The sequence below is a fragment of the uncultured Ruminococcus sp. genome, from assembly GCF_937915125.1.
GTDB lineage: Bacteria > Bacillota > Clostridia > Oscillospirales > Ruminococcaceae > Ruminococcus_C.
Map to the genome: position 1 here is coordinate 1 of NZ_CALDMP010000056.1, position 15,600 is coordinate 15,600.

At 53.7% G+C, this 15,600-nt stretch carries 9 protein-coding genes; 5 read left to right on the top strand and 4 right to left on the bottom strand.

Annotated features, from left to right (window positions below; translation table 11 throughout):
* The first annotated feature begins 156 nt into the window (after positions 1 to 156).
* Together proS and Q0418_RS05515 are read left to right on the top strand one after the other, a co-directional pair.
* Entirely contained in the window at positions 157 to 1,617 is a 1,461-nt protein-coding gene (proS, locus tag Q0418_RS05510; RefSeq protein ID WP_298482997.1) for a proline--tRNA ligase, read from the top strand.
* An 83-nt stretch (positions 1,618 to 1,700) separates the two neighbouring features.
* Positions 1,701 to 1,898: a (2Fe-2S)-binding protein gene (locus Q0418_RS05515; protein WP_298482999.1), complete on the top strand. Its 198-nt coding sequence runs from the start codon at positions 1,701 to 1,703 to the stop codon at positions 1,896 to 1,898.
* Positions 1,899 to 1,980: 82 nt separating this feature from the next.
* Here the strand turns inward: Q0418_RS05515 and guaB are convergent, their stop codons facing one another.
* Entirely contained in the window at positions 1,981 to 3,453 is a 1,473-nt protein-coding gene (guaB, locus tag Q0418_RS05520) for an IMP dehydrogenase (protein ID WP_298483001.1), read from the bottom strand.
* 627 nt (positions 3,454 to 4,080) lie between these two features.
* On the opposite strand from guaB, the gene Q0418_RS05525 reads away from it, so the two are divergent.
* Complete coding sequence (locus tag Q0418_RS05525) at positions 4,081 to 7,257, top strand: carbohydrate-binding domain-containing protein (RefSeq protein WP_298483003.1); 3,177 nt, start codon at positions 4,081 to 4,083, stop codon at positions 7,255 to 7,257.
* Positions 7,258 to 7,381: 124 nt separating this feature from the next.
* Here Q0418_RS05525 and Q0418_RS05530 read toward each other — a convergent pair whose 3' ends face one another.
* The 3 genes from Q0418_RS05530 to Q0418_RS05540 form a co-directional block, all read right to left on the bottom strand.
* A complete protein-coding gene (locus tag Q0418_RS05530; RefSeq protein WP_298483005.1) occupies positions 7,382 to 8,401 on the bottom strand; it encodes an aldose 1-epimerase in 1,020 nt (339 codons plus the stop codon).
* Positions 8,402 to 8,909: 508 nt separating this feature from the next.
* On the bottom strand, positions 8,910 to 9,893 hold the full coding sequence (locus tag Q0418_RS05535) for a biotin--[acetyl-CoA-carboxylase] ligase (protein WP_298483007.1): 984 nt from the start codon (positions 9,891 to 9,893) through the stop codon (positions 8,910 to 8,912).
* Positions 9,894 to 9,920: 27 nt separating this feature from the next.
* Positions 9,921 to 10,736, bottom strand: a complete 816-nt coding sequence (locus Q0418_RS05540; RefSeq protein WP_298483009.1) for a TatD family hydrolase — start codon at positions 10,734 to 10,736, stop codon at positions 9,921 to 9,923.
* A gap of 387 nt (positions 10,737 to 11,123) precedes the next feature.
* Here Q0418_RS05540 and alr point away from each other — a divergent pair, with 387 nt between their 5' ends.
* Both alr and Q0418_RS05550 read left to right on the top strand, forming a co-directional pair.
* Positions 11,124 to 12,272 carry an alanine racemase gene (alr, locus tag Q0418_RS05545; protein ID WP_298483010.1) on the top strand — a complete coding sequence of 383 codons (1,149 nt, stop codon included), beginning with the start codon at positions 11,124 to 11,126 and terminating at the stop codon, positions 12,270 to 12,272.
* Positions 12,273 to 12,604: 332 nt separating this feature from the next.
* Positions 12,605 to 15,535 carry an acyl-CoA dehydratase activase gene (locus tag Q0418_RS05550; protein ID WP_298483013.1) on the top strand — a complete coding sequence of 977 codons (2,931 nt, stop codon included), beginning with the start codon at positions 12,605 to 12,607 and terminating at the stop codon, positions 15,533 to 15,535.
* Positions 15,536 to 15,600 lie beyond the last annotated feature (65 nt).

Here is a 15,600-nt window from a genome sequence, read left to right on the forward strand (position 1 = left end):
AAAGTTTATGCTCGTAGAGTACATCTGACGCACAATCTTTGTGCGGTATTGCCCTAAAATTGATTTGCGTGCAAGTTCGCACATAACACTTGCAATTCTCACGAAAATATGCTATACTGAAACCATATCTTGCATGAGTAAGTACAGGAGGATATTATGGCAAAGAAAAATCAGAAAATGGTGGAAGAAATCACGGCAATGGACGTGGATTTCGCACAGTGGTATACCGATATCTGCAAAAAGGCAGAGCTTGTTTCATATACCAGCGTCAAGGGCTGTATGGTCATCCGACCCTATGGCTATGCCATCTGGGAAAATATCCAGCGCATTCTGGACGGCATGTTCAAGGCAACCGGTCACGAAAATGTGAATATGCCCATGTTCATCCCGGAAAGCCTGCTGGAAAAGGAAAAGGATCACGTTGAGGGCTTTGCGCCGGAAGTGGCGTGGGTAACCCACGGCGGCAACGAAAAGCTGGAAGAGCGTCTCTGCGTTCGCCCCACTTCTGAGACACTGTTCTGCGAACACTATGCGGACATCGTACATAGCTATCGTGATCTCCCGAAGCTGTATAACCAGTGGGTCAGCGTAGTGCGCTGGGAAAAGACCACCCGTCCGTTCCTGCGTTCCCGTGAATTCCTCTGGCAGGAGGGCCACACCATCCACGCTACTGCGGAAGAAGCCATGGAAGAAACCGTGCGTATGCTGAACGTTTACACGGAATTCTGCGAGAAATCTCTGGCAATGCCTGTGGTAAAGGGAAAGAAAACCGAGAGCGACAAGTTCGCCGGCGCTGTGGCAACCTATGCCATCGAAGCGCTGATGCATGACGGCAAGGCACTCCAGGCAGGTACGTCCCACTATTTCGGCGACGGCTTCGCAAAGGCATTCGGCATCCAGTATGCCGGAAAGGATAACAAGCTGGCACATCCCCACCAGACAAGCTGGGGCGTGACCACTCGTCTCATCGGTGCGATCATCATGACCCACGGCGACGACAGCGGCCTGGTACTGCCCCCGGCTGTGGCACCCATTCAGGTGGTGATCGTGCCCATTGCACAGCATAAGGAAGGCGTTCTGGATAAGGCAAACGAGCTCTATGGGGCAATTCAGGCAAAGGGCATTCGTGTGAAGCTGGACGATTCCGACAACACACCGGGCTGGAAGTTTGCACAGTATGAGATGAAGGGCGTTCCTGTCCGCATTGAGATCGGTCCTAAGGATATCGAGAGTGGTCAGTGCGTAGTTGCTGCCCGCTATAACGGCGAAAAGCAGACCGTTTCTCTGGACAACAATTATGAGACCTTGCTGGAAACTGTCACCCGTCTCCTGGAGACTGAGATTCCGGAGGGTATGTTCGCCAAGGCAATGGAAAACCGCAAAAACAAGACCTATGTCTGCGAGACCATGGAGCAGATCACCCAGGCGCTGGAAGAAAAGGGCGATGGTTTCGTAGAAGCTATGTGGTGCGGTGACGAGGCATGCGAGGACAAGGTCAAGGAAGTCACCGGCGTGGGTTCCCGCTGCATTCCGCTGGAACAGCACACCATTTCCGATAAATGCGTCTGCTGCGGCAAGCCTGCAAAGCATATGGTGCTCTGGGGCAAGGCATATTGATCCATTCCAGAAAGCTTTTGGCAGCACTGTACAAAGCATTTTGTTCAGACCAGATCAATGGCACGAAAGGAGGTGAAAAAATCATGCAGGAAAACTACGAAGTATGTCATTGCATGGGTGTATCCTATGCGGATATCGAAGGTGTTATGCACGAAGCACAGAGCATGAGCGAGGTAGAGTCTGCATTCCAGAAGGTACAGGAGATCACCTCTTGTTCTACCGGATGCGGCGGATGCCACGATAAGGTTCTGGATATCATTGCAGATATCATGAGCAAGTAATGCAAACTCGTTCGTACACAGAAAAACCGGCAGTCGGAGCAAATACGCTCCGGCTGCCGGTTACTTTTTTATTTTGTAACAATCAGGAATGTGTCGAATAGTTCGGCGCTTCCTTGGTGATCTGGATGTCGTGGGGATGGCTCTCCAGGAGACCTGCGTTTGTGATCTGGACAAACTTTGCCTTCTGGTGCAGATCCTCAATGGTAGGACAGCCGCAGTAGCCCATACCGGAACGAATACCGCCCACCAGCTGGAATACGGAATCCGCAACGCTGCCCTTGTAGGGTACACGACCCTCAACGCCCTCGGGAACCAGCTTCTTTGCGCCCTCCTGGAAATAACGATCCTTGGAACCGTTTGCCATGGCAGCCAGACTGCCCATGCCACGGTATACCTTGAAGGAACGTCCCTGATAGATCTCGGTCTCACCCGGAGATTCCTCGCAGCCTGCCAGCAGAGAGCCGAGCATAACTACATTTGCACCGGCTGCCAGTGCCTTTACGATATCGCCGGAATACTTGATGCCGCCGTCTGCAATGACCGGGATGCCGTGCTTCATGGCTACCTGTGCCACGTCATAGACCGCTGTGATCTGGGGTACGCCGATGCCGGCAACGATACGGGTGGTGCAGATAGAACCAGGACCGATACCTACCTTCACAGCATCTGCGCCGGCAGCGATCAGTGCTTCTGCCGCTTCTGCTGTGGCAATATTGCCTGCAATGACCGGAATGTGGGGAAATGCTTCCTTGACCTTTTTTAGGGTGGTCATGATGTTCTTGCTGTGACCGTGTGCAGAGTCCAGAACCAGCACATCTACCTGTGCATCTACCAGTGCATGGGCACGCTCCAGCACATTGGCTGTGATACCGATAGCGGCGCCGCAGAGGAGACGACCCTTTTCGTCACGGGCAGAGTTGGGGAACTGTACTGCCTTTTCAATATCTTTAATGGTAATAAGCCCCTTCAGGTAGCCCTCGTCGTCCACCAGAGGCAGCTTCTCGATCTTGTGCTGGCGCAGGATCGCCTGTGCATCTTCCATGGTGGTGCCCACGGGAGCGGTGATGAGGTTTTCCTTTGTCATGACCTCGGAGATGGGGCCGTTGTAGTCTGTCAGGAACCGCATGTCACGGTTGGTGATGATGCCCACCAGCTTACCCACACGGTCAACGATGGGTACGCCGGAGATCTTGTACTTGCCCATGAGCTCGTCCGCATCGGAAACCAGGTGATTTTCCGTCAGGGAGAAGGGATTCACGATAACGCCGTTTTCCGAGCGCTTTACCTTGTCCACTTCGTCCGCCTGCTGTTCGATGGTCATATTCTTGTGAATGATGCCGATGCCGCCTTCCCGTGCAATGGCGATTGCCATCTGCGCCTCGGTTACCGTATCCATAGCGGCAGTCATGATCGGCGTGTTCAGATGCACATTTCCAGCCAATTTCGTGCGCAGATCGATCATGTTGGGAGTTACGTCCGATTCTGCCGGAATCAGCAGAACGTCATCAAACGTCAGTCCCTGTTTTCCAAACTTTTCACACAGTTCTGTTGCCATAATGACCCTCCAGTTATCATAAATTCCCGAAATCTTTACGGGTTCTGTACGGGTTCTGCCAGTATCCCGCATTGCCGCAAGAGCCTGCGTATGATTCCCCGTAAAAGCCCCTGCGGCAAGTGTCAGATTATTATATCTATGATACTCTTTTTTCTCCCATTTGTCAAGAGCTTCGGGTGTTTCGGGTGATATTTTACACCTTTTACAAATTTTCGGCGGTATTTTCGGTGAGAATGCGAACAAAAATAATGGGAATCCCCACATGGTTTAAGAATCCTTTAAGAAACAGACGGTATACTGGAAAATAACAGGAGGACTTCTCACCTCCGTGTTGTTCCAATATACCATTGGCAACACCGCGCAAAGAGCGCCTAGCGGCTTTGCACGCCATATGCTTGCATCTTTTCCGTCATATTTCACAAAAATGCTCGTGAATACACAAAGTATTCACTGCGCTTTTTGTTTCATCTGACGAAAAATCTGACGGCGCATCTGACGCACAATCTTTGTGCGGTATTGCCCATTCATCCAGACGGCGGACAGCAATTGTTCCGGTTCTGCGATCCGCTGTCGTATGATCCTGTTATTTCAATGAAAATATGTGATTAAAAGGGAGAAGTGAGCAACATGAAAAAATTCTCGCACCGCCATGTGCGTAAGACAATGGCAGGCGTTGTGGCACTGTCTATGCTGTGTACAGCGGCTGTTCCCACCATGCTGGCGATCCCGGCAGGTGCAGCTGCATCCAATGCGTCCGGCGATCTGAATGCAGACGGCAGCGTCACTGCTGCGGATGTCAAGATCCTTCAGACAGCTCTGCTGGGCGGTACGCCTCTGACGGCGGAACAGTATCTGAATGCAGATGTTGTGGCAGATGGCACTGTCAATGGTATGGATCTGGCAAAACTGCGCCAGATGGCGGCAAGTACTGACCCGGTAAGCGATGCAATTTATATTCACCTGAACGATGCTGGCATTACAGTAGAGGGTGACACAAAGGGCGTTACTGCTGTTTCCGGAAAGACCGTGACCATTTCCGCTTCTGGTACCTATGTGGTAGACGGCACCATCACAGACGGTCAGATTCTGGTGAATGTACCGGATACCACCGCCGATGCAGAGGATGTATCCCTGTTCTTACAGGATGTCACCATGACCTCCTCCACCGGTGCACCGTGCGTCTATGGTCAGAGTGCCGCAAAGATAAAGCTGACCTGCGGTGGCACCAATACTCTGACGGATACGGCAACTTCTGCCAATGCTGCAACCAGCGGTGTCATTTACGGCGACTGTGATATCACTGTCACCAAGAACAGCACCGGCTCGCTGAACATCACCAGCAGCATGAACACTGGTATCAACTGTAAGGATGATATCAAGCTCAACGGCGGTATCATCAATATTGTGACTGACGTGGATACTGCCTCCGATGCAGACGCCATCAAGGCAAATAATACGATTGAGGTAGACGGCGCAACTGTTACCATCGACTCCTCCGCAGACGGCATCAAGTCCTCTAAGGAAAATGTGTCCATTCTCTCTGGTACAGTTTCCATTAAGGCAGGCAATGACGCTGTACAGGCGGCAACCTCTCTGGCGATCTCCGGCGGTACTGTCGTAGCCTGCGGCGACCGTGGTTTCACTCTGGATGAAGGCGGCGCACTTGCCATTACCGGCGGTAATGTGATCGCAACGGCAACAGATTATGCCTTCGGACAGAATGCAACCGGTACGGCTATGACCATTGATACTTCTGGATGCACACAGACCATTATGCAGCTGGATTATGCAGCAGAGTGGAAGAAGGGCAATGCTGTCACCATTCAGAAGAGCGGCAGCACGGTCTATGAAATGACACCCATCAAGAAGTTCGACTATGTTCTTGTCAGCGGCAGCGGTCTGGATGCATCCAACACCTATCAGGTATACACCGGCGGCACCCAGATGACTCACGACGGCTCTGCCAACGGCGAATTCAAGATGACTGGTTCACCTACCAAGTTCACCGGCGTAACAGAGCTTTCCGGCGGCGGTACTGTGACCACTGGTGACGATGTGGCAACGGCTCTGGTATTCAGCGGCAGCACGATTACTGCAAACAATGCGGCTGGCGAATCTATCTCCAATCCGTCCAACCTGACCATTTCCGGGGCAACCGTAACCGTCACTGCTTCCAGTGAGATCTCCGTCAGCGGCGAAAGCGACAGCGGACAGATCATTGTCAACGTGGACAAGACCGCAGAGCCCACAGGTCTGGTTACCCTGAACCTGAGCGGTCTGACCCTGTCCAACAGCAGCGTGGCTCCGATTTATGTAGAAGCAATCGGCGATGAAGTTGCCATCTCTGCCAAGAACGGCACGACCAATACCATTTCTGATGGTACTTCCCATACCGATACCTACGTAGACAGTGACGGTGTGACCCAGACTGTCAACGGTGCCATCTTCTCCCGTGACGATCTGAAGATCAAGGGCAAGGGTACACTTGTTGTCAACGGCAACGCCGAGGATGGCATTGTCTGCAAGAACGATCTGAAGCTGTGGAACGGTGATATTACTGTCAACGCAGTGGACGACGGCATCCGCGGCAACGACTCTGTCCGCATCGGTGACCCCACAGACAGCACCAATTACGGCACACTGAATGTTACTGTCAACACCAATAACGGTACTACCGGCGGCGACGGCATCAAGTCTACCTCCACAGAGACAGACAAGGGCTTTGTCACCATCAGCGGCGGTACAGTGAATATCAACTCCTATGCAGACGGCATCCAGGCAGAGCAGACCTTCACCATGAATGGCGGCGATGTGACCATCAACACCTACCAGGGCTCTGGATTCACCGGCAGCGCATCTTCCGGCAGCACCGGCGGCTGGGGCGGCGGCATGGGCGGTGGCATGTCGGACGGCAACTCCAACAAGACCGACATCAGCGCCAAGGGTATCAAGGCAGTTGGTCTCTATGACGCAGCCGGAACTACCTACCAGAGCGGCGGCGATCTGACCATCAGCGGCGGTACGCTGAAGATTGATTCTTCTGACGACTGTGTCCACTGCGCAGGAGATCTGCATGCAACAGGCGGCATTCTGACACTGGCTTCTGCCGACGATGCTTTGCACAGCGACCATAACCTGTATATCGGTACAGAAAACGCCGGTACCTATGACGATGTGCAGATCTACGTTTCAAAATGCTATGAAGGCGTAGAAGGCGGATATATTTATCAGAACAGCGGCACGGTATATATTGTGTCAACTGACGACGGCTACAATGCTGCCGGCGGCGACGGTTCCGGCACGAGCAGCAGCGGTGGCGGCTTCGGTCAGGGCGGCATGAGCAGTGATTATGGTGAGGTGCACCTCAACGGCGGTCTGGTCGTATGTAACTCTGCAAGCGGCGATCACGATTCGCTTGACTCCAATGGTCCTCTCTACATCAACGGCGGTTACTACTGTGCAAATGGTCAGGAACCCCTGGACTGCGGTGATGGTTACTCTATCACACGTACCGGCGGCAATGTGATTTCGATGACAAGCGGAAACACCTCTCTGACCACAAGATATACCTTCGTAGATGCTTCCGGAAATGCCATCGTATCCTTCTATTCTGCAAGCGGCGGAAGCCTTGCATACTCGGAAAATAGTACGTCCGCACAGTCTGGCGGAACGATTTCCGGCGGCACAGATATTCTGACACAGTCGAGCTATGTTGTGACTGTCGGCGGTACGATTTCTGGCGGCACAGCGCTTTCGGCTGGCTCTTCCGGCGGTAATCCGGGCGGCCCTGGCAACTGGGGTTGATCCTTTTATAGCAGAATAACATCTATCCTATAATCAGGTAAAGCATAAGTATCCCCTCAAAAAAAGCAGCCTCACCATTGCGGTGGGGCTGCTTTTCCGTTGTCTGACAAATATCGTTCTGTTTTTACGCCTCCGGCAGGATGGTGAAGAAATGCTGTGCCAGGTGGAACATTTCGCCGGATGCCAGTTCTCTGTAGCCGGTCTTTTCTGCGGGCATGTCCAGATTGGGTGCATCGATCATAGCGGTCATAGGCTCCGGGCAAAAATAGTGCTTCTCGCCCCGGTCGTTCCACAGGATCCAGAACTTGTATCCGTCAGAAACGGCATAGCCGATGCCCTTTCCACTGGCGGTGTCGGTCATTTTTACGCCCCGGAAAGGCTTTCTGTCCAATTCCAGCATACCGGCAGTGTACATGTCGTTGTCCACCACACGCTTCACCGGGCAGGTGGTGCCGTTTTTGTATGCCATGTCATAGTCCGACAGAGGCAGGATCTCGCCGGTGGGCAGACAGCGTTCGTTCAGCGTCCACTTTTCTGTCACCGGTACCTGAATGCGGATATCCTCTTCTCTTGCGCCGTCCACAAAGGGTGCGGTAATGGTGGTGTGGGTAGCAACGGAAATGGGCAGCTTCTTCTGAGACTGGTTGATGATGGAGAACTTATACTCCAGCCCATATTCGCTGAGCACGAAGAAGAACTCTGCCGTAAAGGGTAGGGGAAAATACTGGAAGAACGGGTCATTTTCGTTATAGACATAGGCTGTGCGCAGCCATGCGCCGTCCTCGTTTGCGGAATAGGCAACCACAGTGTGTTCCCGCTTATGTAAAAAGCCGTGGATGTGGTTGTGGAAGGGTGCCGCCTCGTTCACCGGGAGCTGGTACACAGCATCGGAAGTGCGCAGCACACCATCGGAAAACCGGTTCGGGAGATACAGCGTGGGAAGACCCCATACCTCTGCGGAATTCCGGATGTCATCCGGGGTGTTGTTTTCATCCCAGCGGAAAAATTCCACGCCGTTTGCATCATCGTGGAGACGCAGCACGTTGGAGCCGATGCCCGGTGCGATCAGAGCAGTATAGCCGCCGGCGGAGAGCTGGATGCATTCCATACCCTTCCAGTCGATTAAGGTTGCAGTGTTTTTCATAAACGATGGATTCCTTTCTGTTTGGCACGAAATATGCCGTAACAATACAATAACAATCTGATTATATCACATTATGCAAAATCTGTCTAGTGCAGATTTGTAGATTTGGATATGTTGCACAAAAATGTGGGGAATCTCTTGCCAGTTCTGGCTTGGTTTTGGGGCTGTCGCATTCTCCACAACCGCACAAATCCGGCGCAGGGTGTTTCGCCGTCTGCGGACGGCGACCAGGGCTTCTCGCCCTGAACCTCGCCAGCATTTTTGAAAAATTGCTGGACCAAAAAACTTCATGGATGAGCGACGTTTCTGAAAACAGTAAAAACGGTTCTGCCTTAAGGCAACACCGCACAAAGAGCGCCTGGCGGCTTTGCACGTCATATGCTTGCATCTTTTCCGTCATATTTCACAAAAATGCTCGTGAATACACAAAGTATTCACTGCGCTTTTTGTTTCATCTGACGAAAAAACTGACTGCGCATCTGACGCACAATCTTTGTGCGGTATTGCCTTAAAACTGCGTCACATGCACCTCGCCGGCGTGGAGCGTTTCCACATTGCCGAAGGAATCCTGCACCACCAGACCGCAGTCGTCGGCGATCTCCAGAACGGAGACCTTCTTGCGTGTGCCGTCGTCCATGACGAATTCCGCTGTTTTCCCCAGGAGACAGGAGCGCCCCCGATATTCCCCCAGAAATCGCTTTGTGGGCAGGTCACGCAGGGCATATTCCAGCTCATAGAGAATTGCCGCCAATAACTCCGCCCGGCGGACGTGACAGACCGGCACGGCTTCTTCCAGTGAAGTCACCTTGTCCAGCAGTTCCGCCGGCAGTGCACTCCGGGTGTTGCGGATATTGATGCCGATCCCCACTACGGCGTGCTCCAGCTTTCCCGACTCCAGGCTGATGTCTCCTTCGGTGAGGATACCGCAGCACTTTTTGCCCTCCAGATACAGGTCGTTCACCCACTTGATCTGGATATGCGTGCCGTACAGGGCATCAATGGCACGGGCAGCCGCCACAGCGGCGCATGCAGTCAGCAGCGGCGCATCCTGAAGCGCAATTGCCTGGGACAGCAGCACGGAAAAGTACAGCCCGGAACCTGCCGGGGAACAGAACGTCCGCCCCTGCCTGCCTTTTCCGGCTGTCTGACAGTTGGCGGTGACGACAGTACCGTGCGCTGCACCCTGGCGGATGAGCTTTTTGCAATAGTTGTTGGTGGAGTCCAGTTCCGGGAACACCAGCAGAGGATGCCCCAGCACCCGGCTGTGAAGAAATGGCTGGACAGTGTCCTCGGTCAGGAGGTCTGCGTCCTGGGTAATGCGGTAGCCGGTCTTTTTTTTGGATTCAATGGGAAAGCCCTCTTCCTGTAGGGTGCGGACAGCTTTCCACACGGCGTTCCGGCTGACGCCCAGTTTTTTCGCCATGGCTTCGCCGGAGAGATACTGTCCCTCTGCCTCTGCCAGACATGCGGCAACGGATTCTTTCACACTCATGTGATAACCTCCTAATTCCTCATTGTATTAAACAGCCGGAATGCCGAACAAGCGTTCTCCGTTCCGGCAGGTCTGTTCCAGAATGGTCTGGGTGTCTGTGCCGCGCACCAGGGCAGCAGCTTCGGCGGTGTAGGGAATCATGGCGCTGTCGCAGCGTTTTCCCCGGAAAGGCACAGGCGCCATATAGGGGCAGTCGGTCTCCAGGAGCAGCTTGTCCTCCGGTACCACGGCAAGGGCTTTCAGGGCTTTTTTAGCGTTCTTGAAGGTCAGCACGCCGGTGAAGCCGATGTACATCCCCAATGCCAGTACCTGCCGGGCTGTCTCTGCACTGCCGGAAAAACAGTGCACTACCCCACGGGGACGGAATTCCGTCAGAATCCGGAGATAGTCCTCGGTGCAGTCCCGTGCGTGGATAATTACCGGCAGATCCAGCTGTTTCGCCAGATCCAGCTGTTCCCGGAGCAGTGTGATCTGCGCCTCCCGGTCGTAGCCCTCGTAGTGATAGTCCAGACCGATCTCACCGATGGCAACGACTTTCGGATGCTTTGCCATCTCTGCCAGCTGCGCCAGATAATCCCCCGGCTCCTGCCCGGCAGTTTCCGGGTGAATCCCCACGGCGGCATAGAGATAATCATATTGCTCCGTCAGTCCGATGCCCTGGGCACTGTCCTCGATGGTCGTTCCGGCGAGAACCGTGTGTACCACGCCCTGTTCCGGGAGACGGCGGAGTACCTCGTCTCGATCCTGGTCAAAGGCACTATCTGTGTAGTGGCTGTGTGTATCAAAAATCTGGGTAAACATAGCGTCTATTCCCTCTTTCAACATAGTTGTGACTTGTTTCATAAAACTGTTCCGCTGTAGGGGCGAACTGTGTTCGCTTGCATATTTCGGGAGTCTTTTCACGGGCGAACGCAGTTTGCCCCTACAGTTTCGTCCATATGATCCAAAAAATATTACCAGTATGCCATAAAATTGATTTTCGAGCATATTAACAATTCTTACTTGCAATTTCGCACCCTGTGTGCTATACTAAAGAGTACGCCGAACGAATGCCGGCAGGTTTTCCGGTGTTCATATTGTCTCTTTTGTTATCATATCATATTTTATGGGGAAATGCAAGGCAGGACATCAATGTATAATGCAAAATTGTCCCCACAATGTATTTTCATCCGTGAACAAAAGGGATACGCAAATTATGCATTGATTTATACACAAGGAACGTGATATTTCATGGAACTGGAACAGCAAAAACGCTATCGTGCGTGGGCGGAGATCGACCTGTCTGCGCTGGAACAGAATGTCCGTGCCGTGCAGAAGATTCTGCCGGAACAGACGCAATATATGGCGGTGGTCAAGGCGAATGCCTACGGCCACGGTGACGAGGCAGTCTGCAAAAAGCTGTGGGAGCTGGGCGTGCGGTGGTTTGCCGTGTCGAATCTGGAAGAAGCCCTTGCGGTGCGGCAGTACTGCCCCTATGGAGAGATCTTCATTCTGGGCTATACGCCGCCGGAATTTGCCCCGGAATTGTCCCGGAACAATATCATCCAGGGCGTTCTGTCCCTGGACTATGCAAACCAGCTCCAGCACTTTGCCCACCAGCCTGTGCGCTGTCATATCAAGCTGGACACAGGCATGGGACGGATCGGCTTCCGCAGTGCCTCCCCGGAGGCTTGCGCCGAGGAACTGCTGCCTCTGTTTTCTCTGGATAGGCTGTCCGTAGAGGGTATCTATACCCACTTTGCCGTGGCGGATTCCCTGGAACAGGCGGATGTTGCCTATACCCAGGGGCAGGAGGAATTTATCATTGCGGTATATGACCAGCTTGCCGCAAAGGGGCACAAGCTGAAGCATCTGCATTTCATGAACAGTGCCGCCTCGGTCATGCGCCCCAATCCCCGGGCGACCCTGGCACGGGTGGGCATTATTATGTACGGTCTGGAACCCAACTATCCCGTGCATGTGCCTATGGAACTGCACCCGGTCATGTCCCTGCGCAGCGTAGTCTCCCACGTGAAAACTGTGGACGCCGGCGCATGTATCAGCTACGGCAGAACCTATACCGCCGACTGTCCCCGTACCATTGCCACAGTGACCATCGGTTATGCCGACGGCTATGCACGGCTTTTGTCGGGCATGGCAAGTGCTCTGGTGCACGGCAGGGCATGTCCCATTGTGGGCAGAGTCTGCATGGATCAGCTGATGCTGGATGTGACAGATGTCCCGGATGAAGTAAAGCCCGGCGATGTGGTCACTATGTTCGGCAGGGACGGGAATATGACCATTACCGCTGATGAACTGGCGGCAATGTACGGCACCATCGGCTATGAGATCGTCTGCGGCATTTCCAAGCGTGTGCCGAGGGACGTGGTGGGCGGTTAAATGCTTATTGGCGTGATGACCCCTCCACCATTGCTGCGCAATGGTCCCCCTCCCCTTTCAGGGGAGGCATTATCTGTAAAATTCACATTTGTCAACAACAGTCGTTTTCAGCCTCCCCTGAAAGGGGAGGGGGACCGCCGACAGGCGGTGGAGGGGTATTATGCCGGCACAAATATTTACCGTCTCCGTCCAACAAAAACTCCAAAAGTTTTTTGATGAAAATTTCGTGATTTCTGTTGAAATCGGGCGAAAAATGTTATATAATGAAAGAACATGAAAACAGGCAGTGAGAAACGGGCGCAGCGTGCGCCGCAGGAAAGGAGCATCCATCTGTGAGCGAGATCCATGAAACACCATATGCACTGGGAATCGACGTTGGTTCCACCACCGTCAAGACGGTTCTTCTGACCGAGGAGGGTCAGGTGCTGTCCTCCAGCTATGAACGGCATTTTTCCAAGGTGCGTGAAACCGTCTGCGAAAAGCTGGCTGCGCTGGGGCAGGAATACCCGGAGACACAGCTCCGTGTCAGCATCACCGGCTCTGCTGGTCTGGGATTGGCACAGGCGGCGAAGCTGCCCTTTGTCCAGGAAGTACACGCCGCTTTTCTGGCAGTGAAACAGCGATACCCCGAAGCAGACGTGGTCATTGAGCTGGGCGGCGAGGATGCCAAGATCATCTTCCTCACCGGCGGCGTGGAACAGCGCATGAACGGCTCCTGTGCCGGTGGTACGGGGGCATTTATTGATCAGATGGCGACCCTTCTGGATGTCAGCGTCGATCAGCTGGACAAAATGGCGCTTTCTGCGGAGAAAGTCTACCCCATCGCTTCACGGTGCGGCGTGTTCGCAAAGTCCGATATCCAGCCGCTGCTCAATCAGGGCGCACGCCGGGAGGATATCGCCGCCAGTATCTTTCAGGCGGTGGTTGACCAGACTGTTTCCGGTCTGGCACAGGGCAGACGGATTCAGGGCAATGTCCTGTTCCTGGGCGGTCCCCTGTCGTTTTTGCAGGGACTGCGCAATGCATTCACCAAGACTCTGGGACTGGATGAGGCACATGCCCACTTCCCGGAGGACGGCAGAACCTTTGTGGCATACGGCAGTGCCCTGTCTGCGGCGGCTCTGACGGAAACCTATACCCTGGAACAGCTGGGCGAACTGCTCCGCACGGCGGAGACCCAGACGGCATTGGTGGCAGATAAGCCTCTGTTCAGCTATCCTGAGGAATACCAGCGTTTCCAGGAACGTCATGCTGCCCACGATGTGGCACGGGGCGATTACCGTACCTATAAAGGCAAGGCGTATTTGGGTATTGACGCCGGCTCTACCACGACAAAAATGGTGCTTCTGTCGGAAAATCACGAACTGCTCTATGATTTCTATGCGTCCAACAAGGGGCAGCCTCTGGACTGCGTGAAACGGGAACTGACAGAACTGTATGAGGGATTGAGTCCCGACTGCACCATCTGCGGCAGTGCAGTTACCGGCTATGGCGAGGATCTCATCCGTGCCGGACTGGGCATTGATTTCGGCATTGTGGAAACTGTGGCGCACTTCAAGGCGGCGTCTTTCTTCTGCCCGGATGTGGATTTCATCATTGACATCGGCGGACAGGACATCAAGTGTTTTCAGATCAAAAACGGCAGCATTGACAGCATTATGCTGAACGAGGCATGTTCCTCTGGCTGCGGCTCGTTTATTCAGGCATTTGCCGTGGCACTGGGCTATGATATTGCGGAATTCTCTAAGCTGGGACTCTTTGCGGAGCATCCTGTGGATCTGGGCTCCCGGTGTACGGTATTCATGAACAGCAGCGTAAAACAGGCGCAGAAGGACGGCGCAACGGTGGAGGATATCTCCGCCGGACTGTCCGGTTCTATCGTAAAAAACGCCATTTACAAGGTCATCCGTGCCCACAATCCGGAGGATCTGGGACAGCATATCGTGGTGCAGGGCGGTACGTTCCTCAATGATGCGGTACTGCGCTGCTTCGAACGGGAGATCGGTCAGGAGGTTATTCGTCCTGCCATTTCCGGACTGATGGGTGCATTCGGTGCGGCACTCTATGCCCAGGAAAAATCCCAGGGCACCAGCACCCTCCTTTCTCCGGAACAGCTGCGGGAATTTTCTTACACAGCAAAGGCGACGACCTGCAAGGGCTGTACCGCCCACTGCGCTCTCAGCATCATTCGCTTCAATGACGGCAGCCGCTTTATTTCCGGCAACCGCTGCGAAAAGGGAGCCGGCAAAAAGGAATCGGAACAGCTGCCGAACCTGTTCGAGTGGAAATATCGCAGGATCCTGTCCCTGGCAGAACACCAGCCGGAACAGCCTAAGGCAACTGTAGGTCTGCCTCTGGCGTTGCACTATTACGACCAGATGCCCCTGTGGCACACATTCTTCACGGATCTGGGCTTTGCTGTGAAATTCTCCGAGGAGAGCACACGGGATACGTATTACAAGGGACAGAGTACCATTCCCTCGGATACCGTCTGCTATCCGGCAAAGATCACCCACGGGCATATTGAAAGTCTGCTGGAACAGGGCGTGGATTTCATTTTCTATCCCTGCATGAGCTACAACATTGACGAGGGCGATTCTGACAATCACTACAATTGTCCCGTGGTGGCGTATTACCCTGAGCTGCTCATGGCAAACTGCGAGAAGCTGACGCCGGATAATTTCCTCTATCCCTTCCTGGATCTGAATCGCCGCAGCCATGTGGTAAAGACACTGCATACCATGTTCGGACGGTATGCCTCCAAAAAAGAGGTGGAGGCGGCGCTGGAGCACGGTTTTGCAGCACTGGAACAGTACCGAAAAGAGGTTATTTCCCAGGGCGAGGAGATCGTCCGGCTGGCACGGGAGGCAAACAAGAAGATCATTGTTCTCGCCGGCAGACCTTATCACATGGACCCGGAGATCAACCACGGTATCCACAAACTCATCGGCAGTCTGGGGCTTGCGGTGATCACCGAGGACAGCGTGGCACATCTGGCGCAGACGCCCCAGTTACAGGCGCTGAACCAGTGGACGTATCATTCCAGAATGTACCGTGCCGCCCAGTATGTGACCACCCAGCCGGATATGCAGCTGGTACAGCTGGTGTCCTTCGGCTGCGGCATCGACGCCATTACCACAGACGAGGTGCGGCGCATTCTGGAGGACGGCGGAAAGCTCTACACCCAGCTGAAAATTGACGAGATCAGCAATCTGGGCGCCATCAAGATTCGCCTGCGGAGTCTGATTGCGGCGATGGAATAAGAATGCAGAGAATTCTCTGTTCATGGTCTGCGGTTATATTTGTAGGGAACGACCTCCGTGTCGTT